Raw genomic sequence first — 23,300 nt, 5'->3', positions numbered from 1 at the left:
ATTGACTTATGGAACATTTACTGCATTCCTTAAATAACGAACAAAAAAAAGCTGTCACAGCGATTAATGGTCCTGTACTTGTTATTGCTGGAGCAGGTACCGGAAAAACTAAAGTTATCACATCAAGAATTGCTTGGATGATTTATTCAGGAGTTAAGCCAGAATCAATTGTTGCAGTAAGCTTTACCAATAAAGCTGCAAAAGAAATGCATGCAAGATTAGCTTCTCTTATTGGAGAAAAAATTGCAAAAAAAGTTGAGCTATCTACTTTTCACTCTTTTGCTTTAAAAATTCTTAGAAAATATTATAATTATTTTTCTCTAAATAAAGACTTTTCGATTTCTGATGAAAATGAAAGTTTAAATATTCTAAAAGACTCATTAAAAGAACTTAATTTAGAAGAAATTTTATCTATTCAAGAAGCAAGTCAAAAAATTTCATTTTACAAAGATAACCTTTATACAGAAGATGATTTTAAGAAAAATGGTAATATATTTGATGGTAAAATTTTAGCTAAATTATTTAATTCATACAATAGAAGACTTAGATTATATAATTTAATAGACTTTGATGACATTGTTTATTTAACACTTTTAGGTCTCAAAAAAAATAACGAATTATTAAATAATATTCAATCAAAAATTTTATACCTAATGGTCGATGAATACCAAGATACAAGTTATGCTCAATTTAATTTAATTTGCACATTATCTTCTAAGCTAAAAAATGTTTGTGCAGTGGGAGATGATGATCAAAGCATTTACTCTTGGAGAGGAGCAAGGCCCTCAGTCATTTCTGATTTTATAAAGCATTTTCCAGAATGTACAAAAATTACACTCGAACAAAATTACAGATGTAGCCCTAACATATTAAATGCCGCAAATTCTGTAATTAGAGAAAACACGGAACGTCTTGGAAAAGAATTATGGAGCAAACAGCCAAATCTATACCCTATTACAATTTATTCTAGCGAAAACGAAAGAGATGAAAGTATTTTTGTAGCAGAAACAATTAGCAAACTAAAAAAAGAAATTCATAATTTTAGTTTTGAACAGGTTGCGGTTCTTGTAAGGTCAAATAAACAAACTATTCCTATTGAACAAGTCTTTATTGAAAAACAAATTCCATATAAAATTTATGGCGGAAACGAATTTTTTGATTGTAAAGAAGTTAAAGATTTATTTTCTTATTTAAAACTTGCACATAATGGAAATGATTTAAATAGTTTATTTAGAATAATAAATACTCCATCAAGGGGTATAGGAATAACTACCCTAGAAAAAATTAAAAATACATATAATCAACAAACGCAAAATAACAATAGTACTGACTTTAAAAGTGTATTATCAATTTTAGCAAAAGAACATAAAGGTATAGAAGATTTTTTAAATAATTGGAATAAATTTGGTGAAAAATTAAAACAAGGCAATAATATTTTTGAGATATCAAATTATCTCAGGGAATGTTATGAGTATTTAGGTTTAAAAAAAGAAATTCTCAGTACTTCTGTAAATATGCAGGTTGCAAAATTTAGAATCGAACTTGTTGAAAAAGTATTTAGTGTTATAGAAAAACTTGAACTTAGAGAAGAAAACATACAAGCTGTAATTGATGCACTTCACTTGGATAGAGATTTTTTTGGCAAATCTCAAGAATCAACAAACAAGGTTCAAGTAATGACAATGCATTCATCTAAGGGTCTAGAATTTCCAAATGTATTTTTAATTGGAGTTGAAGAAGGAATCATTCCTCATGAAAAAAGTATACCTTTTTCTAATTTAGTAGCAGAAGAAAGACGACTTTTCTACGTTGCAATTACTAGAGCAAAATATCGATTATTTATTTCTCATTGTGGTTTTAGAAAACAAGGGAGAGCAAATCATAATGATATCGAACCAAAAAAATCTAGATTTCTTTCTGCAATTCCAAATAATTTAATTAAGATAGATCAAACAGATCCAAACTCTGAAGAAGCCAAAAGAATGGACGCTGCCAGAAAGCTTTTTGAACTTTTCAGATAACTTACTTAATTAAGATAAGGAATTTAAAAAGTATGAAATTGTTTGTAATTTTACTAAAATTATTTACAATAATAGTTGTTACAGGATGCTGTATTACAACAATTGCACTAGTAGTTTTTTATCAAAATTTAAAATCTAATACCCCTCAGTTATCTTATCTTGCGCAAAAAGTAGGGAAACCAACGTTTGCAATGGCATTTAACTACACAAAAAGCGCAAATAATCAGCTTTTTAACTTTTCAAAAAATTTAGGTTTAGAAAATAATAAAGCAAAAGAAATAAGTGAACCACCAACTAAAAACATTGGAGCTCAAGGTTTTTTAATTTTTGATATTCAACCACAAAATTCTGCAAAAATTTTTACTATTGTTGACAATATATTAAATGATATACTCTCATCTACAGAGTCACAAGATGATGTTTATTTATATAATCCTATTATTTTTAGAAATAATTTGTACTCTGAATTCGAAGAAAACAATAAACCTTTAATAGTTGATTCTCAAAACAATGACAGCCCTTTTGCAATGCCTTTAACTTCATTAGTTGAAGAATTGTGGAATGGCAAAACATTATTGTTAGGCGGAGCAACTCAATTACAACTCACGTTAAAAGAAGATTTATTATTAGCTATTGAAAATAATTTTAAACAAACTTTAAATACATCATCACAAATATTAAAAAATATTATATTTAATAATTTTCCAGTTTTAGTAAAAAATTTTTTAATAAATCATTCAATTAATATTTCTATAGAACACGTAAATTATGATAAACAAAAAAACATTAATCACTCTAAAATTATTTTTTCTATTAAAAACCCTAAACATTTTTTAAATTCTATATGTTCCGAAAAAATAAATCCTTGGGATTTTTGTGGGCGATTTGGTTTCAAACGAATAGACTTTAGAAAAAACTTTCATAACATTCTTACACTATTAAACAAAGACTCAAGTATTAATCTAGACGTATTTTGGAGTATTCAAGGACACACAATTGTTTTTTCTAATCAAAATTTATTTGTCGAAAAATTAGTTCAAAAGCAAGAAAATCAAGATTCAAGTAATATTTTAACTTCTGTTTCATCTTCGGGAGCAGATTTCTTTTTGCCCACAGAATCATTTAAAAATTATTCTAGCATTACATTTTTATTTGATATGATTTCAGCACAAATTAAAATTATTGACTTTATAGAAAGGCTCAGAAAAAATTCTTCAATTTTATCTGACTACTTTTCATCTCCATCTGGTGAAATTACTTTCGCAAATTTTGAAAGTACAATTAATAAAATCACTAGCTATTCAGAAAATGCATCGATAACATTTGAAACAGATGGTCATAAACTTATTCCAAAAATTAGACTCTATACACCAATTGGTGATTTATTTGCAAATAATGGCAAAGAATTAAATCCCGAAACTTTAAATGCTTTAAGAATTTTTATTACAAAATCTATTTCTTTTGGTAACTATGTCCTTCCTAGAGGTTTAATTCCTTTGCCAGGACCATACATCAATCGCAATGGTCGATGGGTTATTATTCAATCCGAAATTCCAGTTAAATCTATGGCTCCTTTTTTAGAAAGCATTGACCCTTATGTTGATAGCCACGACAATCCAACAAAATTCTAATAAAAATGAGGCTTAATTTAATGGATATTATATCTCTTGAAGGTAACACCCAAATGCTTGATGGCGGAGCGATGTTTGGAAACGCTCCTAAAGCAATTTGGCAATCTTGGACAAGTTCAGATTCTTTAAATCGAATTCCATTAGCGTGCCGCTCTCTATTACTTAAAAATATTAATGGTAAAAATATTTTGCTCGAAGCTGGGGTAGGGGCTTTTTTTGAACCAAAATTAAAAGAACGTTATGGTGTTGTCGAAAACGAGCATATTTTATTAAAAAATCTAGAAAAATATAATTTATCTGATAAAGATATTGATATTGTCATTTTATCTCATCTACATTTTGATCATGCTGGCGGCATTTTATCTGCTTACGGCGAAGGTGAAACACGTCTATTATTTCCTAATGCTCAATTTTATGTTGGGAAAGAACATTGGTCTCGCGCTCTCAACCCACATCCACGAGATAAAGCTTCTTTTATTCCACTGATTAACCAATTACTTCAAAAATCTGGTCGATTGGTACTTGTAGACAGTCAGAGCCATACAGACTTATCTCCTTTTATCACTTTTCGTTTTTCTCATGGACATACACCAGGTCTCATGCTATCCGAAATTCACTTAAATGATGGTCCACTTGTTTTTGCAAGCGATCTGATTCCAGGTTTTTCTTGGGTTCATGTTCCTATTACTATGGGCTATGATCGCTATCCAGAACTTGTTATCGACGAAAAAAAAACTCTTTTAGAAGACTTAATTAATAAAAATGGAAAACTTTTTTTTACCCATGATATTAAAAATCCCATTGGAATTTTAAAAAAAGATGACAATGGAAAATTTTTTGCTGAAGCATTTAATTATAAATTAGGAACAACATGAGTAACGGTACTTTATATATTGTCGCTACACCAATTGGTACGTTAAACGACTTTTCACCCCGCGCCAAAGAAATTTTATCAAACGTTAGCTTTATTGCATGCGAGGATACTAGACATTCTGGAAAATTATTAAATCATTTTGGGATTAAAACACATTTAGAAAGTTTTCATTCACATAACGAAAAAAACAAAACGCAGTTTTTAATTGATAAATTATTAAGTTCTCAACTAAAAAATGCGGCAATTATTAGCGATGCCGGAACACCGTGCATCTCTGATCCTGGATCTACTCTTATTGCAGCGGCTCATACACATGATATTTTGGTACAAAGTATTCCTGGCCCAAGTAGCATGACGGCTGCTTTAGCTGCTTGTGGATTTTTGCAACCAAGAAGTATTTTTTCTGCATTTCTTGGCAGAACTCAGAAAGAACAGTTTGAAGAATTTAGACGCTGGAAAAACGTTACACCATGTATTGCAATTTTTTTTGAAAGCCCTAAAAGATTACTCTCAACATTAAAAAATATAAATGAATTTTTTCAAAACTCAAATTTACAAATTTCAGTATCAAAAGAAATATCAAAAAAATTTGAGTCTCATAAAGTTGGAAATATCATTGAAGTAACAGATTTTTTTAAAAATTTGCCCGAAATAATTGGAGAATTTGTTGTTTGCGTTAATATATTTCAAACTGAACAAATAAACCCCGAAGAAAATTTCTCTACAGCAATTCAAGAAGTTCAAAAACTTATTAAAGAAGGCGTGCATCTTAAATTTGCTTGTAAAGAAATCTCTAAGAAATTTAACTTACAATCCAAAGATTTGTATAATTTCATGATAAGCAAAAATTAATAAATCAAAAAAACTATGCTCAATTGATTTATTTTGATTATATTTTAATCTACATTAACAAAAAACTTTTCTAGTTTATCTGACCATACATTATTTATAGTATCATATTTATAAGAATGAATTTCTTGTTTACATGTGCCGTTTTTCTCTGAGAAATATCTATAATAATTTAATGTATTATTTTTATTAATTTTTTTCCAGCTACCACTAAATTTCTTATTTTTTTTGCAAGTAATTATATCAAATCTATCTTCTGGCATAAATAATTTTGTAGCAGTGTTAGATTTTTCATTATTTTCTTTTTTTGGAGATCTTTTAACTAATGACTTCTCGTCATCAGAGTTAGCGTCTTCAGATCTCGTTACTTTTTTGTTTCCAGATAATCTGCTAAATACATCACGGCAATCCACTATATTTGACACTCCTTGTGGTACTCCATACATAACCTGCAGCGTGCAAATATCAAGCCTAGTTAACTCTTCGGAAGGATTTGCCATTAATTTTAGCTCATCGCAACCTTCAAGTTTATCTAAATTTTCATACGCAAATGCTGCTGGATTTTTTAAATATTGTGGTAAACATTTTTTAGGAATCATGATAGGCAAAGTTGTTCCTGACTTTTGAGCTGTATAAGCATGATATTGCATTCTTGAAGCATAATCATAATCTGTTACGCTCGAACTAAACTCTTCTTTTCTAATTTTATAATTCAACTGATTTTCCATTTTATCATTAGGATGCAAATAATAATTTTCATTCAAATAAATAATATGATCATCCCTATCAGATCGTGTTTGTTCATGATCTACCCCCAAAAGATGCATAATTTCATGCAAAATGTACCCATGAAATATTTCTTTTTTATAGGTTTTAGAAAAATTATCATATTTGCCATATCTATAAAGACAGCTATCATCAATAAATAAAGATTGTATTTCAGAGATTTTACCAATCCATGATCCACATGTCTGCCATCTTTTGTGTTTTTCATATTTTGTGATATTTACATAACTATTTTGAATACCACTCACTTCTCTAAATGAAATATTAGCATTTTTTTCAAGATACCTCATAACGCTTTTGATAGCGTTTTTTTCTATTTCATTATACTCGTTCAATGCAAATTGATAAGGAATTATTCCATTAGGCCAATACCTAGCCATAATATTTCCAAATGAATCATAAACAACTGAGGGTATTGGAGCACTATCATAACGTAAACCATCTTTAAATTTATCATATGATAATGCGTTCTTGCATAACATTGTTGTCATTAAACAAAATGTACTATAAATATATTTTTTCATTTAAATTCCCTGTATTTGATGATAATATTTTTAATTTATCTTTTTAATCTATAATAATTTTTATTATATTTGGATTTTCAGGCCATTTTTTTTCTACTTGATCATATTCATAGGTATGAATTTCTTGTTTACATGTTCCATCTTTTTCTGAGAAATAAATATAATAGCTTAATAACATATTACTTTCTTGAAATGTTTTCCAATCACTACTAAATTCCTTCTTTGTTTTGCAATTAATTATATCAATTTGATCACCTGACATAAATAATTTTGGAGCTATTTTATGTTTTTCATTATTTTCTTGTTTTGAAGATATTTTAATTAATAACTTCTCGCCATTAGCGTTATTGACTTCATCTTTTGTTACCTTTTTGTTTCCTGATACTCTGCTAAATAAATCGCTGCAATCCACTGGATTTGGTACTTCTTGTGGCTCTCCATACATAGCTTGTAACGTGCAAATATCAAGTCTAGTTAATTCTTCGGATCTATTTATCATTTGCTTTATTTCATCACAGCCAACAATGCTAAAAACATTACGAATATGAAATATCTCAGGATTCTGACGGTATAACAGTTCACATTTTTTAGGTATCATTACAGGATAACCATCTTTTGATCCCGAATATGGGTGATATTGCATAATTGAATTAAAATCATACGAAGTTATGCTTGAAGTGAACTGTTCGTGGTTTTTTGTATAATTAATATTTTCCTCAATCTTAGATGAAGAAGAATTTTCTGGTAACAATACAATATGATCGTCTCTATCCTGTCTACTTTGCTCATGATGTATGCCAAGGGTATGCATCAACTCATGAAGTACAGTGCTATTATCAGGCAATTCAACTAAATTATAACCCTGGTACAATTTCTTATAAAGACAATTACGCCCTAATGCTAAAACTTGTTTAAAGTCTTTTTTAAATTTAACAAAATAATCTTGAAGACCAATATCAGATGAACAACCATAGTCCTCCCCTGTTGTTGAATTATATCTTTCAATAATTACATAATATTTTTCTTTATCAGTTTGTTCTATAAATTTAATTTTAGCGACTTGCTCTATTTTTCTCATGGCACTTAAAATTATTTCTTTTTGCTCTTCGGTATAATGATTCTCTGCAAATCTGTAAAAAACCTTACCCTCAGGCCAATATTTTGCTCGATAATGAATTACCCCGTTATGTTCAGGAAAGTAAGACACTTCTGGCATAGGAGCACTTTCTTGTCTTAATTCTTCAACATTTAAAAAGTTAAAAGAATTTTCATTCGCATACGAAAACAAAGTAACAAATAAAGAACTAGAATATAAAACACAATTTTTTAAAAAAAAATTCATAAATTACCCTTATTTAAATAAATTAAAAATTGCTTATTAAAAAATAAAATTAAAACCAATTTATTAATAAACAGTTTGTTAAATTATTTGATTTTTTTTATATGTCAATTGATTATTTATATTTTTTAATAAATAATAAACAAAATTAATTTAATAATTATTAATTTTGTTTATTATTTATAATTATTATTTTTTATATTATTTTAAAATTTAATACTAATATTAATTATATAATAATTAATATTAGTATTAGAAAATAATTTTGTATTAATAAATTTTTTAACTTTATATCTATATATACAATAAATTATTTATAAATTTTGCTTATAAATAATTTCTTCTTCAGTTTCAGTCTTAGTCCAATTTCCTTCAGGCGATTTTACATACATAAAGTAAGTCAATGAACAACTCTCACTATCTCTAGGCTTGTAAGAATAATAAGTGTGTACCATAGTATTTTCATCTACTGATACCAACCATGGACTTTGTTTATTTTCTTTTATGCATGCATTCAACACTTCTTGATGACCGTTTGGTAAAACAAATTTTGCAGGTCCATACATTTTAGCTAAAGACATTTTATCTCCTTCGCTCAAATCATTTTTCCAAACAGATATCTTTTTTAATTCATCACAACCTTGTAAATTTTGAACATTATAAAACTCATAGGCTTTAGGATTTGCTTTATAACTGTTATAGCATCTTGTTGGTAATAAAACAGGTAAATTATTATTTGAACCACTAAAACCATGATAATGCATGATAGAATCAAAGTCATAGCTCGTAAAACGAGAACTGCCTACATCTTCATACCTTGTATAATTATGATTTTCGTGAAGTTTACCGCCAGAAAAATTTTCGTTTAATAATTTAATGTTATTGTCTCTATCATGCCTTGTTTGTTCGTGGTGCATTCCTAAAACGTGTAATAATTCATGAAGAATGATACTTTTATCAATGCATTTTGATCCTAAAGTTAATATTTGTTTCCAATCATTTGATACTTTCAATTTTCCGACATGTGCTGAACACCAATATTCTTTACCACTTCCATCATGTTTAACAACTCTAATAAAATAATTATCAGTGCCTCCTTCTACAAATTTAACCCTTGCAATTGATTCGAGATACTTCATTGATTCTCTAATTACTTTTTTTTCTTCTGGCAAATAATGTTCTGGCTCAAATTTATAATAAACTCTCCCATCTGGCCACAAAGCAGTTTGTGGAACTGGAGCACTAAGGCTATCTTTTCCGCTTACCGGTGGTAAAAGCATATCGTTTTCAAATATATTTAAATAAAAATTTTTCATTACATTTTTATTCATCTCTGCTGATTTAGCTATTGAAATAGTTTGGAACCCTAAAAATGCAACTAATAAAACTCTAAATTTAACTTTCATAAAAACCTCCTACAAATTAAAATTATTTTATATCATTTATTAGCAAAAAATATTTATTAATTTTATTTATTTAATTTTATAAATAAATAAAATAATAAAAATTTTTATGTCAAAATCAAAATACTAAAAGTTATTTTAAGGTAACTTTTAATTTTTAATACAACTTTTTTTCTTTACGTAAAGAGCATATTAAAACTCTGTTTCGGAAGAAAATAATTCGGGATTACACATTGGATAAAAAAAATAGTCAAAAATAAAATAATCTAATAATTTTAGATAAATACAACATTTACATTACTTTTACGTTAAAATGCTTCCAAATCTTATAAAATGTCGAATAAGTGAAAGATTAATTGGGATCTTTCTATTTAGTCGAGGTAACTATGAAATTAAGACAATCTGCTAACATAACAAAATTTAGCTGGCGAAATTTCCTATGGATTTCAATAGTTCACCTTATAGCCTTGACTTTGAGTTGGTACTACTTTTCGTGGTCTGCCTTTATCATATTTATTGTGTTGCATTATTTAACCGGAATGTACGGAATAACGTTTGGATTTCATAGACTTTTATCCCACAAAGGCTTTAAAGCTGCGTTACCTTTAGAGTATACTGCGGCTTTTTTTGGTACTCTCGCTTGCCAAGGAGGACCCATTTCATGGATAGGACAACACCGAGTTCACCATGCCTTTTCTGACAAATCAGAAGACCCTCACAACATCAATAAAGGTTTTTGGCACTCTCATATTGGTTTTATTTTTAACCGAAGAGCAGACCTAAACTCTAGCGAAGAGGTTGCGTATTATTGCCCAGATATTGCAAAAAATAAGTATTATATGTTTCTTGAGAAAAACATGATTCCGATTCAGTTTGCGGTTGGTTTTATGCTACTAGGCTTAGGCGGTATTATTGGCCCAAACCCTGGTTTTGACTGGCATAATGCAATTAGCGTTATGATTTGGGGGATTTTTGTCAGACTTGTTACAGTTTATCATATTACCTGGTTTGTAAACTCAGCAACCCACAAATGGGGTACAAGACCTATTCCAACCAACGACGAGTCCCGTAACAACTGGTGGGTTGGGATTCTAGCGTTTGGTGAAGGTTGGCACAATCACCACCATGCGCAACCACGCTCTGCACGTCATGGCTGGAAATGGTGGCAATTAGACCAAACATGGTTACTCATTAAGTCTTTAGAATTCTTTAAATTAATAAAAGACGTAACGCTTCCCAACACAAGTATTCTAAACAATTCTGTGCAGGTTGCTCAAAATGAAAACTCTAAATTGCATAAAGTTACTGCAAAAACAGGGTATAATACTAAAAAGATTATTTAACCAAATTTAAACTAATAAGTATTTCTCTTAAGAATTCTATGCTTGATATTTTTAATTTTGTTTAAATGTTGTTATTATTTGTCTTTGCAAAATCAATTATTTTGTTAAGGACAAAATTTTATGGACAATAACTCAAAAAACCAAGATTCACCTAAAAAGACCTGCAGTGATGGTTTTGATAGAAACCATCATATGGTTACAGCTAAAGCAGAATACACAGGAATTGGCTGGTTTCTTGTTACATTTGGCATTACAACAAGACCCACTAAAATAAAATATATTTGTAGAAAATGTGGTGAAACTATTGAAGAAAGCACTCGCTCAGAAGATTTAGACAATAACACTTAACTTTATAGGGAGTGGCGTCACCAGCAGGACTCTAACCTGCGACCCCTTCTTTAGGAAAGAAGTGCTCTATACAACTGAGCTATGGCGACATCATCAATATTTTTTACAAAAATATCTCATTCCGTCAAGTTTTAAAATAATCGACAAATTATTGATAACAAAACAGCAAAGCTTTTTTAAAATTTCTTAGCAAACTGTTTAAAATTTGATCAACACTGCCCAATTATAAGTCACACTACTTAAAAACGACAAAAATTGAGTATAAAAAATTTGTGATTTGAACACACCAAAACCACGGTTCCGTTCCCCTTTGGAATTGGTGGTTCAATCAAATATATTGGAATCACAATGTGAAAAAAATGTTTTTTTCGTGCATTATTTATGTTTTTTTAATTACAATCAGTTTTGGCATGCCTAATTCTTATTCAGAAACAGTTTTTATTAAAAAATTTATAAATTTATCTGCTTTAATAGAGCAAAAAGCAATTTATATATCTCAAAACTTACTAGAAGAAAATTTGGCTTTAAATTACTTAGGCAATGTTAGAAAACTTAGCTTCTACGAAGCTATTATATTTCAAAATTCGGGTTTAATGCATTTATTAGCAATATCTGGCGCGCAAGTTGTCCCTTTAGCTCAATTTGTTAGTACATTCATTGGATCAACTTTATACTTAATTTTAAATATAAAAATTAAACCTCATTGTCTCATGATTTTAATCAACCAGATCAAAAATATCAATTCTCTTGTTATAGCATTTATAATTTGCAGCCTATTTGGGTGCAGTGGCGCATTAATTCGAGTTGTTGGATTAAATTATTTTTCAAATATTTATTTTATAAAACAACAGTATACAATATTTTTCAAATTTTTTCCTTACATTTTATCAAACACATTTATTAGATTAATTGTTCTTTCTTTTATGTTATTTTATTTTGGTAATATTTTTATTAATTTTTCATTTCTACTCTCTGCGATTGGAGCTACATCTGCAGAGTTTTCTTTAAGGGTATCAAAAAAACTAGTTAACAAAAAAAATTTAATTATTCAATCGATTTCATCAACCATTTTAACTTCCTTAGTTATTGGTATAATACTTTTTCCATTTTCTGAAACAAATATTTACAATTCTTGTTTAGCAAATATATTAGCTTCTCCAATTGTTTGTCTATTAATAACACCATTATCTTTATCAGCATTAATATTGCCTGATACAATATTTTTTTACGATTATATTATTTTAAATTTAGATTATTCTCTTTTTTTATTAAAAAAAATCGCCTTATACTTTAATAACAATAACTTAATCGATCCCTATAAAAACTCCAATATTTTATTTACAAATATCGGAGTTTTTTATTTAAACTTTATACTGATTTTACTTTGGTTATTATCTGATTTTTTAAAAGAAAAAAAGATGACTCTATTTAAAAATAAATTTCTTTCGTCATAACTTTTCTGCAAATTCATTTTCATTGATTATTGTAACATTATATTTTAATGCATCTTTATATTTTGACGAAGAAGAGACTTCATTACAAACCAAAAAATCTGTTTTTGAACTTACCGAAGTAACAAGTTTAGCTCCAACATTATCAAGAATTTTTTTGTACTCATCACGAGGTCTTGATAAACTTCCGGTTATACAAATATTTTTTCCAAAATAAGGATGCTGATTCTGGGATTTAATTTTTAAACTGCTGTCATCATCTAATACAGTAACAAATTTTAAAAGATTTTTAATAATATTTTTTTTATCATGCAATGATTGAATAAAATCTTCTGCAGACTTTTGTGCCCAGCCTTTTTCTTGCACAAGTTCTTCTAATGAAATTTGTAACACCTTTTCTAAACTTCCACATTTACGAGCAACTTCTTGACATTTAACTGCACCTCCTCGCTTTAAACCTAAGGAAGTTAAAAATTTTGCTAGTGGTATATTTTTAGAATTTTTTATCGCAGCAATGACGTTATCTGATGATTTTTTTGCAAAACCCTCAATTTGTAATAAATCTTCAACAGTTAATTTAAAAAAATCTGCTGGCTCTTGCACCAAGCCTGCTTCTCTAATTTTTAAAACAATTTTATCAGAAACACCTGTTATATCTAAAGAAGACACAAAATAAACAAGGCTTTCTTGATCTTTAAAATTACAAGATCTTTTTTCTAAACACATCAAATCAGGACCTTGCCTTGTTAAAGGAAAACCACACTTACATTTTGTTGGCAGCTGAAATGGCTTATCTGATGGCTCAATAAGTCTTACAATTGCTGGAATCACTTCTCCACTTCTAATAATTTCGACTTTTGCACCAACTGAATACTTTCCATGCTCAATAAACTCTGCATTATGCAATGTTGCATAAGAAATTTTAGCTCCAGATAGATCCACTGTTTTTAATTTTGCTCGAAAAGTAATTTTACCACTTCTTCCAACATTTTCTTCGATATCTAAAATTTCAGTTTCTGCTGTTTCTCCTGCTTTTTTAAACGCCAGACTACCTCTAGGATGATGAGATGTATTGCCTAAATTTTCCCAAATCACTTCATCATTAATTCTAAAAACAAGTCCATCAATAGAATAATTTCTTTGCTTTAAATACCAATTATCAATATATATTCCTAATTCAGTGCTATCTTTTGGTAACAAGAATTCTTGCATATGATCAAAATTATCTGTAAATCCAAGTTTTTTTAACAAGTACATTTTTTCTAAATAAATAGGACTAATATTTAATATTTTTTTTAAATCACTTGCTTTAACCAATTCACCATCATTGTCATAAATTAAAAAATCGTAAACACAAAAATTTAGCACTCTCAAAACATCTACTGCTTCGTCAACTTCTTTTCGACCTAAAGTTCCAGGAACAGCATTTCTAAAACTATCAAACCGTTCTGCAAAGTTTTTAAATTCGTTTAATGGAAAATAAACTTCTCCTCGAATTTCAAATTTAAATTTATCAAATGCTGCATCAATGTTTAATTTTTTTGGTATATTTTTGATGTGATAGACATGCTCAGACACATCTTCTCCAAGTATACCGTTTCCTCGAGTTGAAGCCCTTAAAAAACTACCGTTTGAATTGTATTCAACAGATAAAGCCATGCCATCAATTTTATCCATAACCACACAACTATTTTTACCCAAAAATTCGTATAGCTCTTCAATGCTATAAGTTTTTGCTAAAGATAACATTGCAGTTTTTCTAGAAATTTTTTTTCCCGTATGTTCAAATTTATAGCCAACCAACGATAAAACCGGATGGTTAGGTGAAAGCATTCGCAAATCGTTTTCTAAGGCATCGTAAACAGCATCGCTAATCACACTTTTACCTGAATAATAAAGTTTTTTGTGGTATAAAAGCTCAGAAGCAATATGCTCTATTTTATTTTTATTTTCGGTACTTAGAGACATTAAAAAAACCTCCTTTAGGCTTAGAGGAGGTTATAACAAGGTCATTTATAATTCTGCAAGTGAGTTAATCAACATATGGCTTAGCATTAAGGATTATTTTTCTTTTTCTACCAGGATACCCCAAAGACCCATGATTAATGCCTTCATAAACTAAACTAACCTTCGAAGCATCAGAAATTACGATTTCTGCTTTATCTTTAAAAGGAACATCTAATACTCCAGAATCCCGAGTGCCTGAGTAAACCTGCTTGCCATCAGCCTCAACCGTAATTGTAACTTTAGAAGAAATATTTAATTTCGCGATTCTTTCTACCTCTAAAGTATTTGAGAGTTTTTGAGAGGGAGATAGTGTTGTTGTTTTTGTTTGAGAAGCAGTGTCTTTTAATTTTTCAGTGCTTCCTGCAGATTTTTTATCTTTTGAATTGTATTCGCTAATTTGTGAATTTGTCAGAGATTCTGACTCTCCAATATTTGTTTCTATCTGTTTAGCGGTCAAATTAGTAACTTTAATTTGACCAGAATTTCTTGAAAATAAAAATAAACTTACAAAAATAAAAATCATCATGAATCCCATGACTCCAATAATTTGAAGTGGGTTCAAGTCAATTTTAAGTTTTTTCTTTTCTCTCATAACTTCAGAATGATTATTTTTATTTAAACTCACATTTAAATCTTTTTTAAATTGAATCTTTGGCTCTATAATTTCTGTTTTATTTACAACATTTTTTTCAACATCTTCTATTGATTCCTGTGGATAAGTAAATTTTTTAATTGGCTCTGCAGTGGGTAATGTTCTTTTTGCCGCAACTGTTTCTTTAGTTTTAGCTTCTACATTTAACTTAGTAGCAGTAGCTTTTTCTTCAACTTCTAAGCCCAATACTTCATAAATATTTGGAGTTACAATAGGACTTGATGCGTTTGTCACGTTATTTTGTGAATATAGGGGTTTTGAGTAAATTTTTGTATTACGAGCCTGAGCAAAACTTGGTTCATCGCTTGTGGATGAATGATACTCTGGGTGTTCAGATTGAGCATTTTTTTGATATTCTTTTCTAGAAATAGAACGAATCACTTCTGCAGACTCTTCTGCTGCTGGGTGATATTTAGATTTTTTTGATGACGCTTCCATTAAACTTTCTGATTGTTTTTCAACCATTATTGTTTGCAAATGATGAAACGCTTCAAACTCAGGAATAGAAACTCCAAGTTCCCTCGCATACAACCGAATTAAGCCACGCCCATTTAAGCCAGGTGGCAAAACATCCCAATCTCCAATTTCAATTGCATCAATATAACGATCTCTAATTTTAACACGAGCAGAGACCTGAGAGGGTGATAATTTTTTGAGTTCACGAGCGTGACGCAAACGGCTACCAACGAGAGCGGCCGTTTCATAAGTAACGCCAAGTGCATTTTTATCGTTCTGGTATGCTTCTTGGGTCAATTTCATAATAAACGGATCCTTTTGTTGAAGAACCTTAAAATCGTTTTAAAACAGGTCTCGGTTTACCAGAAGATTCTGCCTGCCCAACAATTCCTTCCAAAATCATTCTATCCATAAGACGAGCGGCTCTATTGTAACCTATTCGGAACTCTCTCTGAATACTTGATGTGCTCACGTTTCCAATTTCTTTAGCAAACTCTACAGCTCTATCATAAAGTGTGTTTTCATCGATCGTCTCATTATCATTAGATAATGAAAGTGTAATACTTTCAGTAGATTTGTCATTTTTTTGTCTAAGATCCAAAGATGCTCGTTCAATTTCTTGAATTATATGAGTTTCATACGTTTGAGGATAAAGGGTTTTTAGCTCTTTTACTGTTGCTGCAATTTCTTTGTCTGTCACAAAAGCGCATTGCGCACGGATCACTTTATTAACTCCAGGCTGTAAAAATAACATGTCACCTTTACCTAAAAGTCGTTCAGCTCCTATGGTTTCTATGACAGTACGGCTATCATGGCGAGAAGCAACCTGAAAACTTAAGCGACAAGGCAAATTTGCTTTAATCACTCCAGTTAAAACATCAACACTTGGGCGTTGGGTTGCAAGAATAAGATGAATCCCAGCCGCTCTCGCTTTTTGTGCAAGCCGTTGAATACTATCTTCTACATCTTTTGGTGAAGTCATCATCAGATCGCTCAATTCGTCTACAACAACAACAATATGTGGTAAAATATCGACCTTTTGTAAGTTCTGATCAGTTTGCTGAAATTCACCATTTAAAATGGCATTATTAAACGCCATAATATTTCTCACCTGGTAATTTTTCATCAATCGATATCTGCGTTCCATTTCCTCAATCGCCCATTTTAATGCTCCTGCCGCCTTATCTGGCTCGGTGACAACAGGCATGAGAAGGTGGCCTATTCCATCGTATACCGATAATTCAAGCATTTTAGGGTCAACAAGCAATAAACGAAGCTGCCTTGGCGTTTTACTGACCATTAAACTTATCAACATTGCATTAATACAAACACTCTTACCCGCTCCTGTCGCACCAGCAACAAGCAAATGAGGCATTGCCGCCAAATCAGAAATGAGCGGAGATCCTTCTATATTTTTTCCTAATGCAACAGGTAAAGACATGTTTTTACCTAAAAAAACTTCTGATTCCATAATTTCTCGTAACGAGACTGTTTCTCGATTGTGCGCAGGAAGCTCAATGCCTAAAGAACTTTTACCAGGTTGGAGCCCAATCAAAACACTTTGCGCCTTGAGCGCGAGCGAAAGATCATCTTGTAAGGAAAGAACTTTATTTACTTTTACCCCTGATGCCGGTTCAAATTCATGCAAATTGATAACCGGGCCATTTAAACTTCTTGTTACAAATCCTTTAACGCCAAAAGTTGCAAATTTTTCTTCTATTAATTTAGCTTCCTCTTTAAGTTTTAGTTGTTCTAATTCCATGTTTTTCTTAGAATTTAAATTTTTGTGATACTCTAAACAAGACAGGAGTTTATCAAAATCTGTTTGGCTAACATAAGATTCAGTTTGATTTATATTATTATTTAAATTTAAAATTTTTTTTTCGCCCAAGATACTTGCAACAAAATTTTCTGATTCTTCAAATATATTTTGATCTTTTTTTTGGCTAATTTTATGTGATGTCAGATCGTGAGTTTTTTTTAATGCACTCTCTGCATTGTGCTGTGCTATTTCCTTTTCTATGCCTTGATCAGAAATTGCGCCTGCCATTTTTTTAGCAAATTTAAAAGGTATTAATGATAATAAATATGCGCCAGAAGTAATTGGTCTTATTCCTAAAGCAAGCGTTAAACTTGCAATCATCCCAAAAGAAAGTGAGATAAATGCCCCTGTCTTTCCCACAAAAGAAACAAAAAACTGGGCAATTGAATGACCAATCACACCGCCTGTATATATGTAAATGCCTCTAAAATGAAACTCTGTGGTAACAAGTGAAAGCAAACCTAAATAACAAATAATCAACTGAGGATACCCAAAAAGACGAAGTGCGAAGCGACTTTTTTGTTTTGGTCTTTTAAATGTATTTAATAATTGAATAATAAACACCATTGTAAAAACAATTGAACCTAAACCAAAAATTTGAAAACCCCAATCCGCAACAGACGCTCCAAATAAACCAAAAGTATTAGTTACTTGAGCGTGATTTTGAGATGCTACAGAACTAATATTAAATGAGCTTGGATCTGCTGGATTATATGTAATCACCGACACAAAAACACAAAACACTATTGCTAGAAGTATTACATGAACATATTCTTTAACATACTCTAAATCATCTGGCTCATTTTTTTGAAATGTGTCACTTAAAGGTGCTTTATTTTGTAATTCTGTGGATGATGCCATTAAAAGTCTCCATAAGTCACTTACATCTATGGTTTGGAAAGAGGTAACATGTTAAACTCACCGTTGCATCAAATAATTTTAGGGTTCAAATCCCCACTGCATTCTCTCAAATTTTTCCGGCGTAATAAAGCTATGTTGATTTTAGGCGTTACGCCCCACTTTGTAAACATGATTATTTATTTTTGGATCCTACGAAATATCGTTATCGGAAAATGGCTCGTCCCCTTATTTAACTCTCTTGCCGTAAAATGGGATGGAACTTTTTTAGCACCAATGTTTCAACCTTTCTTAATTGAAATTGTCATGTGGTTTTTAGGAATCATTTTTTATAGTATCTTTGGCACAAGCTTTGTGAATGCTGTTGCGAGTCCAATATACGATATTATAGCACAAAATTGCTTTGAAAAAACAGCCTTAAAAAAAATACCAAAACAAACTCTTATGGATTTTATTGATAGTATACTTTCAGAAATAACTAAGGCAATTATAGTTTTTTGTATTTTTATTATTACTTTTTTTGTGCATATTTTTGCCCCAATTGTGATTTTAGCAGGAGCATGGTATCTCGGCTGGAACCACATTGATAGAACGCTTCTTCTTTTAAACTTACCTCTTAAAAAAAGAATATCTTTTGGAATCAATAATTTTTGGACTTGTGTTGGTCTTGGCATCTGGAGCTATATTCCAATAATAGGTACAGTCTTTTCTTTTTCGATGGCTGCAGCAGGCGCAATTATTGTTGCAAATATTTCGACTTCGTCAAACCCAGTTGAGTAAAAACAACAAAACAGCTTAAGCAGTTATATTTTCGTTATTTTCATTTTGTCTTAAATTAAGTTGCTCTCTATTTTTTGTATTTGTTGTTAAAAATTCTTTATTACTTTCTACCGTTGGCAACACATTTTTAATACTTTCTTTATGTGTTTTTCTTTTGTGTTTTAGGCTTCTAGTAAATTTGCTAATTTTTTTTAGTTCTTGCAAATACACATCATTATTTTCTTTTAATTGTTTTTCTAGATTTTCAATTTTTTTATAAATTTTCTTTTCCAATTCAAAGTCTTGTTCAAGAATACTTTTTCTATATTCTGTAGATTTTCTGCTATATAAAAGCAAAATAGGGGCTTGAATGGCTCCTAACAATGCCAACACAGTTCTCAATCCATTAAAAGGGTAGGGATCAAACACTAGAGCGTTAAGTGGCATAAATGCATTCCACAGAACACAACCTCCAATTAATGAAATAAAAAAACAAAGACCCCACCACGAAGTGGAAAATTCATAAAAACGAGATCCAGATTTATCTCTAATTTTTCGAAATGAATCTATTTTTTCTTTTGTGAGTCTCATAAAAATCCTTGGAGATTGACTGAAATACTACAGGCGTTTGAAAGAGCATCTTACACCGTACACCTTCGACAAGAATTTGTAAATATTTTGTGACAAATATGTGACAATGAGGTTTATTATTTAGCAAAACCTTATTTCAACCTACTTTAATCACTATAAATATTTAATTTAAATCACTTAAAAATTCTTTTTCAAACAAAATAGACTTTCTCAACGTGATGAACTTTGTTACAAACAACTCAGAATAAATTATTCCATAATTCTAAAAATTTGGGATAATCTTAACTTCCATTTTTTGAGGAAATCCATGTCTTATCAGCACAAGCAAATTGAACCACATTGGCAAAAATGCTGGAAAAACAGCAGCCTATTTAAAACTATCGATCACTCCTCTAAACCTAAATACTATGCTTTAGACATGTTTCCTTACCCAAGTTCATCGGGGCTTCATGTTGGACACCCTATGGGTTATACAGCCACAGACATCGTTGCTCGTTTTTACCGCATGAAAGGCTACAACGTTCTCCACCCTATGGGCTGGGATGCGTTTGGACTTCCCGCAGAACAACATGCAATTGATACTGGTGAACACCCATCAAAGGTAACTTACAACTCAATTGAAAACTTTAAAAAACAATTACAAAGCCTTGGTTTTTCTTACGATTGGGAAAGAGAAATTGCCACCTGTGATCCAAAATATTATCATTGGACTCAATGGATATTTTCTTTGCTTTATAAAAAAGGTTTGGCGTACGAGGCAGAAGTCTTTGTAAATTGGTGCCCAGCGCTTAAAACTGTGCTTGCCAACGAAGAAGTTGTTGAAGGCAAAAGCGAAAGAGGGGGGCATCCTGTTTATCGCGTCCCCATGAAACAATGGATGCTAAAAATCACATCATACGCAGATCGTTTGCTCGATGATTTACATAAACTTGATTGGCCTGAGTCCACCAAAGAAATTCAGCGCAATTGGATCAAAAAATCGACGGGTGCAAAAATTAAATTTGCCGTTCAACATTTTAATGAAGAAAAAATTGAAGTCTTTACAACCCGCCCAGACACATTGTTTGGCGCAACCTATTTGGTTTTAGCGCCAGAGCATCCACTTGTTCTTAAAATCACTAGCGCAGAGCAACTTTCAGCAGTAAAAGATTATCAAAAAGTTACTTCGCAAAAAAGCGACCTCGATCGCACAGAGCTGAATAAAGAAAAATCAGGTATTTTTACTGGTGCTTTTGCAGTGCATCCTTTAACAGGAAATCCTATACAAATTTGGATTAGCGACTATGTTTTAACAGGCTATGGAACAGGCGCAATTATGGCTGTTCCTGCGCATGATCAAAGAGACCATGAATTTGCTAAAAAATTTAATTTAAATATCATTCAAGTTATCTCTTCGCCTAACAGGAATATTGATATCAATAATCAAGCATATACTGATGATGGCACAATTATAAATTCGCAATTTTTAAACGGTCTTGACGTTGAGCAAGGCAAAGAAAAAATGATAGAATATCTTGCTCAAAATAATCTTGGTGAAAAAAATACCACATATAAACTTAGAGATTGGGTTTTTAGTCGTCAAAGATATTGGGGCGAGCCAATTCCTATTTTAAAAGATTCTTCTGGAAATGTAGTGAGAAGTCTAGAGGAGCATGAGTTACCTTTAACCCTGCCAGAAGTTACAAGCTACGAACCGACAGGAGATGGCCAAAGCCCACTCGCAGCAATTACAAGTTGGGTGCAAAGAAAAAATGCGCAGGGCGAAATAGAATTTGTCGAAACAAATACCATGCCCGGTTCAGCGGCGAGCAGTTGGTATTTTTTACGTTTTATTGATCCGTTTAACTCAAACTGCATTGCAGATTATGAAAAACTCAAATACTGGATGCCAGTAGATCTTTACATTGGCGGACAAGAACACGCCGTTGGTCACTTATTATATGCGCGCTTTTGGACAAAAGTTTTATATGATGCAGGCATATGTCCAGTTGATGAACCATTTCAAAAACTTGTACACCAAGGCATGATTTGCAAAGATGGCGCAAAAATGTCTAAATCTAAAGGCAACGGAATTAACCCTGACGATGTTGTAGAACAATATGGAGCCGATGCATTGCGTGTTTACGAAATGTTTATGGGGCCTTTAACCCAAACCAAAGAATGGGATGACAGCAATCTTGCAGGAGTGCATCGCTTTTTAAGCAGAATTACGCGTTTCTTTCTTTCTGATGATGGCAAGAGTCAACTTAATAACGAACCTGCTTCACAACAAGATTTAAAAATTCTTCATAAAACTATTAAAAAAGTAACAGAAGACATAGAAAACCTAAGTTTCAATACTTCGGTTGCACAGATGATGATATTTTTAAACTCAATTGCAGAAACACAATGTAAAAATAAAGAAGTACTGGGTCAGTTTTTAAAAATTTTATCACCCTTTGCACCTCACCTTGCAGAAGAACTTTGGTACAAATGCATTGTTGAAGAAAAAATATCTCCAGAAAGCAAGGATTATCCTTTTGTATCCACAAGTGAGTGGCCTAGCTTTAATCCTGAGCTTACTCAAGATAACGAAATCAAAATTGGTGTGCAGGTAAATGGCAAACACAGAGGAGAAATTTGTTTAGCCGTTAACGCTTCTCAAGAAGAAGCTGTTGCAACTGCAATGCAAAATGCTAATGTGCGTTCTTTACTCGAAGGCAAACCTATTAAAAAAACCATTTATGTTGCTAATAGAATATTAAATTTTGTAATTTAATATTCTATTATTTAGTTATTTTTTTAAAAAATGGTTTTCTAAAAATCTTGCGACACCATCTTCATCATTACTTAAAGTAACATGTTTAGCAGCCATTTTTGCACGCTCAGAAGCATTTGACATAGCAATACCAAAACCACAATTTTTTAGCATGAGCTCGTCATTGTCTCCATCGCCAAATGCCATAATATTATCTACAGAGATATTTTTTAATTTGGCATATTCAAAAACACCAGAATACTTAGTTACATTTTCTGCATTTATTTCAAGATAATCTGGTTTTGAAAGAACAGCATTTAATTTAATTTTACTATCTTTTATAAATTTTATAATATTTTGAATACAATCTGGTTTTGCGACAATCATAATTTTTTCTGCACTTTCAATATTAAAGGCTTCTTTTCCTACAATATCTGGAGAAAAACCTATAGTTTTAATTTCAGTTTGTGCACTCTCAGTATAAAAAGGAATTAGCCATTTAAATTCAGAATAAATATGAACCGTAACTTCTTCTTTAGGATTAGATTTTGTATAATGACTAATTGTTTCCCAGGTATCAGCAATAATATTTTTAGGAATTGATTTTTTATATAAAATTTCCCCAGAAAAATTTGCAATCAATGCTCCATTGGAGGCTATTATAAACTGGTCTTCCATGCCACCAATATCTTTTGCTATTTGTAATACAGATCGAACAGGTCTAGCACTCGCTAGCACAACTTTAATTCCTATTTTAGAAATATCATTTAAAATTCTTTTAGAATAATCAGATACTAAATTTTTACTATTTAATAACGTACCATCTAAATCCAGAGCAACAGCTTTCAT

Annotated in this window: 17 protein-coding genes and 1 tRNA gene; 9 read left to right on the top strand and 9 right to left on the bottom strand. The window is 30.8% G+C overall.

Annotated elements, in window-relative coordinates; translation table 11 throughout:
- Positions 1 to 8 precede the first annotated feature (8 nt).
- Genes Spiro2_RS00855 through rsmI form a run of 4 tightly spaced genes read left to right on the top strand, consistent with a single transcriptional unit; the run spans position 9 to position 5,378 of the window.
- Entirely contained in the window at positions 9 to 2,021 is a 2,013-nt protein-coding gene (locus Spiro2_RS00855; protein WP_338636433.1) for an ATP-dependent helicase, read from the top strand.
- A gap of 32 nt (positions 2,022 to 2,053) precedes the next feature.
- Positions 2,054 to 3,652 carry a hypothetical protein gene (locus Spiro2_RS00850; RefSeq protein ID WP_338636432.1) on the top strand — a complete coding sequence of 533 codons (1,599 nt, stop codon included), beginning with the start codon at positions 2,054 to 2,056 and terminating at the stop codon, positions 3,650 to 3,652.
- 20 nt (positions 3,653 to 3,672) lie between these two features.
- Complete coding sequence (locus Spiro2_RS00845) at positions 3,673 to 4,527, top strand: MBL fold metallo-hydrolase (RefSeq protein WP_338636431.1); 855 nt, start codon at positions 3,673 to 3,675, stop codon at positions 4,525 to 4,527.
- Positions 4,524 to 5,378, top strand: coding sequence for a 16S rRNA (cytidine(1402)-2'-O)-methyltransferase (rsmI, locus tag Spiro2_RS00840; protein ID WP_338636430.1), 855 nt, complete (start codon positions 4,524 to 4,526; stop codon positions 5,376 to 5,378). The genes Spiro2_RS00845 and rsmI overlap by 4 nt, the downstream gene beginning before the upstream one ends.
- Positions 5,379 to 5,422: 44 nt before the next feature.
- Here rsmI and Spiro2_RS00835 read toward each other — a convergent pair whose 3' ends face one another.
- The 3 genes from Spiro2_RS00835 to Spiro2_RS00825 all read right to left on the bottom strand — a co-directional run bounded on the left by Spiro2_RS00835 (position 5,423) and on the right by Spiro2_RS00825 (position 9,430).
- On the bottom strand, positions 5,423 to 6,685 hold the full coding sequence (locus tag Spiro2_RS00835) for a M12 family metallopeptidase (protein WP_338636428.1): 1,263 nt from the start codon (positions 6,683 to 6,685) through the stop codon (positions 5,423 to 5,425).
- A 43-nt stretch (positions 6,686 to 6,728) separates the two neighbouring features.
- Positions 6,729 to 8,027, bottom strand: coding sequence for a M12 family metallopeptidase (locus Spiro2_RS00830; RefSeq protein ID WP_338636426.1), 1,299 nt, complete (start codon positions 8,025 to 8,027; stop codon positions 6,729 to 6,731).
- A 311-nt stretch (positions 8,028 to 8,338) separates the two neighbouring features.
- Positions 8,339 to 9,430, bottom strand: coding sequence for a M12 family metallopeptidase (locus Spiro2_RS00825; protein WP_338636425.1), 1,092 nt, complete (start codon positions 9,428 to 9,430; stop codon positions 8,339 to 8,341).
- Positions 9,431 to 9,813: 383 nt separating this feature from the next.
- Between Spiro2_RS00825 and Spiro2_RS00820 the strand changes: the two genes are divergently transcribed.
- Positions 9,814 to 10,770, top strand: coding sequence for an acyl-CoA desaturase (locus Spiro2_RS00820; RefSeq protein ID WP_338636424.1), 957 nt, complete (start codon positions 9,814 to 9,816; stop codon positions 10,768 to 10,770).
- Positions 10,771 to 10,890: 120 nt separating this feature from the next.
- Positions 10,891 to 11,118, top strand: a complete 228-nt coding sequence (locus Spiro2_RS00815) for a hypothetical protein (RefSeq protein ID WP_338636422.1) — start codon at positions 10,891 to 10,893, stop codon at positions 11,116 to 11,118.
- Between the two features lie 12 nt (positions 11,119 to 11,130).
- Here Spiro2_RS00815 and Spiro2_RS00810 read toward each other — a convergent pair.
- Positions 11,131 to 11,207 (bottom strand) — tRNA-Arg (locus Spiro2_RS00810).
- 270 nt (positions 11,208 to 11,477) lie between these two features.
- Here Spiro2_RS00810 and Spiro2_RS00805 point away from each other — a divergent pair.
- The gene (locus Spiro2_RS00805) at positions 11,478 to 12,572 is read left to right on the top strand and encodes a ComEC/Rec2 family competence protein (RefSeq protein ID WP_338636421.1); all 1,095 of its coding nucleotides are present in this window, start codon (positions 11,478 to 11,480) and stop codon (positions 12,570 to 12,572) included.
- Here Spiro2_RS00805 and ligA read toward each other — a convergent pair.
- The 3 genes from ligA to Spiro2_RS00790 all read right to left on the bottom strand — a co-directional run bounded on the left by ligA (position 12,567) and on the right by Spiro2_RS00790 (position 18,367).
- Positions 12,567 to 14,537, bottom strand: a complete 1,971-nt coding sequence (gene ligA / locus Spiro2_RS00800; RefSeq protein ID WP_338636420.1) for an NAD-dependent DNA ligase LigA — start codon at positions 14,535 to 14,537, stop codon at positions 12,567 to 12,569. The two genes, Spiro2_RS00805 and ligA, sit on opposite strands and share 6 nt — an antisense overlap.
- A 64-nt stretch (positions 14,538 to 14,601) precedes the next feature.
- The gene (locus Spiro2_RS00795; RefSeq protein ID WP_338636419.1) at positions 14,602 to 15,987 is read right to left on the bottom strand and encodes a helix-turn-helix transcriptional regulator; all 1,386 of its coding nucleotides are present in this window, start codon (positions 15,985 to 15,987) and stop codon (positions 14,602 to 14,604) included.
- Positions 15,988 to 16,015: 28 nt separating this feature from the next.
- Positions 16,016 to 18,367 (bottom strand): DNA translocase FtsK, encoded by a 2,352-nt coding sequence (locus Spiro2_RS00790; protein WP_338636417.1) that lies wholly within the window; start codon positions 18,365 to 18,367, stop codon positions 16,016 to 16,018.
- A 48-nt stretch (positions 18,368 to 18,415) separates the two neighbouring features.
- Between Spiro2_RS00790 and Spiro2_RS00785 the strand changes: the two genes are divergently transcribed.
- Positions 18,416 to 19,144, top strand: coding sequence for an EI24 domain-containing protein (locus tag Spiro2_RS00785; RefSeq protein WP_338636415.1), 729 nt, complete (start codon positions 18,416 to 18,418; stop codon positions 19,142 to 19,144).
- A 15-nt stretch (positions 19,145 to 19,159) separates the two neighbouring features.
- Here the strand turns inward: Spiro2_RS00785 and Spiro2_RS00780 are convergent, their stop codons facing one another.
- Positions 19,160 to 19,714 carry a DUF1003 domain-containing protein gene (locus Spiro2_RS00780; protein ID WP_338636413.1) on the bottom strand — a complete coding sequence of 185 codons (555 nt, stop codon included), beginning with the start codon at positions 19,712 to 19,714 and terminating at the stop codon, positions 19,160 to 19,162.
- 307 nt (positions 19,715 to 20,021) lie between these two features.
- Here Spiro2_RS00780 and leuS point away from each other — a divergent pair, with 307 nt between their 5' ends.
- Positions 20,022 to 22,472 (top strand): leucine--tRNA ligase, encoded by a 2,451-nt coding sequence (leuS, locus tag Spiro2_RS00775; RefSeq protein ID WP_338636411.1) that lies wholly within the window; start codon positions 20,022 to 20,024, stop codon positions 22,470 to 22,472.
- A gap of 15 nt (positions 22,473 to 22,487) precedes the next feature.
- Here the strand turns inward: leuS and Spiro2_RS00770 are convergent, their stop codons facing one another.
- On the bottom strand, positions 22,488 to 23,300 hold the full coding sequence (locus Spiro2_RS00770; protein WP_338636410.1) for a Cof-type HAD-IIB family hydrolase: 813 nt from the start codon (positions 23,298 to 23,300) through the stop codon (positions 22,488 to 22,490).

It is taken from the genome of Spirobacillus cienkowskii (assembly GCF_037081835.1).
GTDB classification, from domain to species: domain Bacteria; phylum Bdellovibrionota_B; class Oligoflexia; order Silvanigrellales; family Silvanigrellaceae; genus Silvanigrella; species Silvanigrella cienkowskii.
The sequence above is the reverse complement of the archived record's forward strand: the minus strand, read 5'-3'. Positions and strand labels throughout refer to the sequence as shown.

What these genes read in the sequence shown, in the direction of transcription:
- Spiro2_RS00855 (WP_338636433.1), top strand. Translation starts at nt 9, where the DNA reads ATGGAACATTTACTGCATTCCTTAAATAACGAACAAAAAAAAGCTGTC.
- Spiro2_RS00850 (WP_338636432.1), top strand. Translation starts at nt 2,054, where the DNA reads ATGAAATTGTTTGTAATTTTACTAAAATTATTTACAATAATAGTTGTT.
- Spiro2_RS00845 (WP_338636431.1), top strand. Translation starts at nt 3,673, where the DNA reads ATGGATATTATATCTCTTGAAGGTAACACCCAAATGCTTGATGGCGGA.
- rsmI (WP_338636430.1), top strand. Translation starts at nt 4,524, where the DNA reads ATGAGTAACGGTACTTTATATATTGTCGCTACACCAATTGGTACGTTA.
- Spiro2_RS00835 (WP_338636428.1), bottom strand. Translation starts at nt 6,685, where the DNA reads ATGAAAAAATATATTTATAGTACATTTTGTTTAATGACAACAATGTTA.
- Spiro2_RS00830 (WP_338636426.1), bottom strand. Translation starts at nt 8,027, where the DNA reads ATGAATTTTTTTTTAAAAAATTGTGTTTTATATTCTAGTTCTTTATTT.
- Spiro2_RS00825 (WP_338636425.1), bottom strand. Translation starts at nt 9,430, where the DNA reads ATGAAAGTTAAATTTAGAGTTTTATTAGTTGCATTTTTAGGGTTCCAA.
- Spiro2_RS00820 (WP_338636424.1), top strand. Translation starts at nt 9,814, where the DNA reads ATGAAATTAAGACAATCTGCTAACATAACAAAATTTAGCTGGCGAAAT.
- Spiro2_RS00815 (WP_338636422.1), top strand. Translation starts at nt 10,891, where the DNA reads ATGGACAATAACTCAAAAAACCAAGATTCACCTAAAAAGACCTGCAGT.
- Spiro2_RS00805 (WP_338636421.1), top strand. Translation starts at nt 11,478, where the DNA reads ATGTTTTTTTCGTGCATTATTTATGTTTTTTTAATTACAATCAGTTTT.
- ligA (WP_338636420.1), bottom strand. Translation starts at nt 14,537, where the DNA reads ATGTCTCTAAGTACCGAAAATAAAAATAAAATAGAGCATATTGCTTCT.
- Spiro2_RS00795 (WP_338636419.1), bottom strand. Translation starts at nt 15,987, where the DNA reads ATGAAATTGACCCAAGAAGCATACCAGAACGATAAAAATGCACTTGGC.
- Spiro2_RS00790 (WP_338636417.1), bottom strand. Translation starts at nt 18,367, where the DNA reads ATGGCATCATCCACAGAATTACAAAATAAAGCACCTTTAAGTGACACA.
- Spiro2_RS00785 (WP_338636415.1), top strand. Translation starts at nt 18,416, where the DNA reads ATGTTAAACTCACCGTTGCATCAAATAATTTTAGGGTTCAAATCCCCA.
- Spiro2_RS00780 (WP_338636413.1), bottom strand. Translation starts at nt 19,714, where the DNA reads ATGAGACTCACAAAAGAAAAAATAGATTCATTTCGAAAAATTAGAGAT.
- leuS (WP_338636411.1), top strand. Translation starts at nt 20,022, where the DNA reads ATGTCTTATCAGCACAAGCAAATTGAACCACATTGGCAAAAATGCTGG.
- Spiro2_RS00770 (WP_338636410.1), bottom strand. Translation starts at nt 23,300, where the DNA reads ATGAAAGCTGTTGCTCTGGATTTAGATGGTACGTTATTAAATAGTAAA.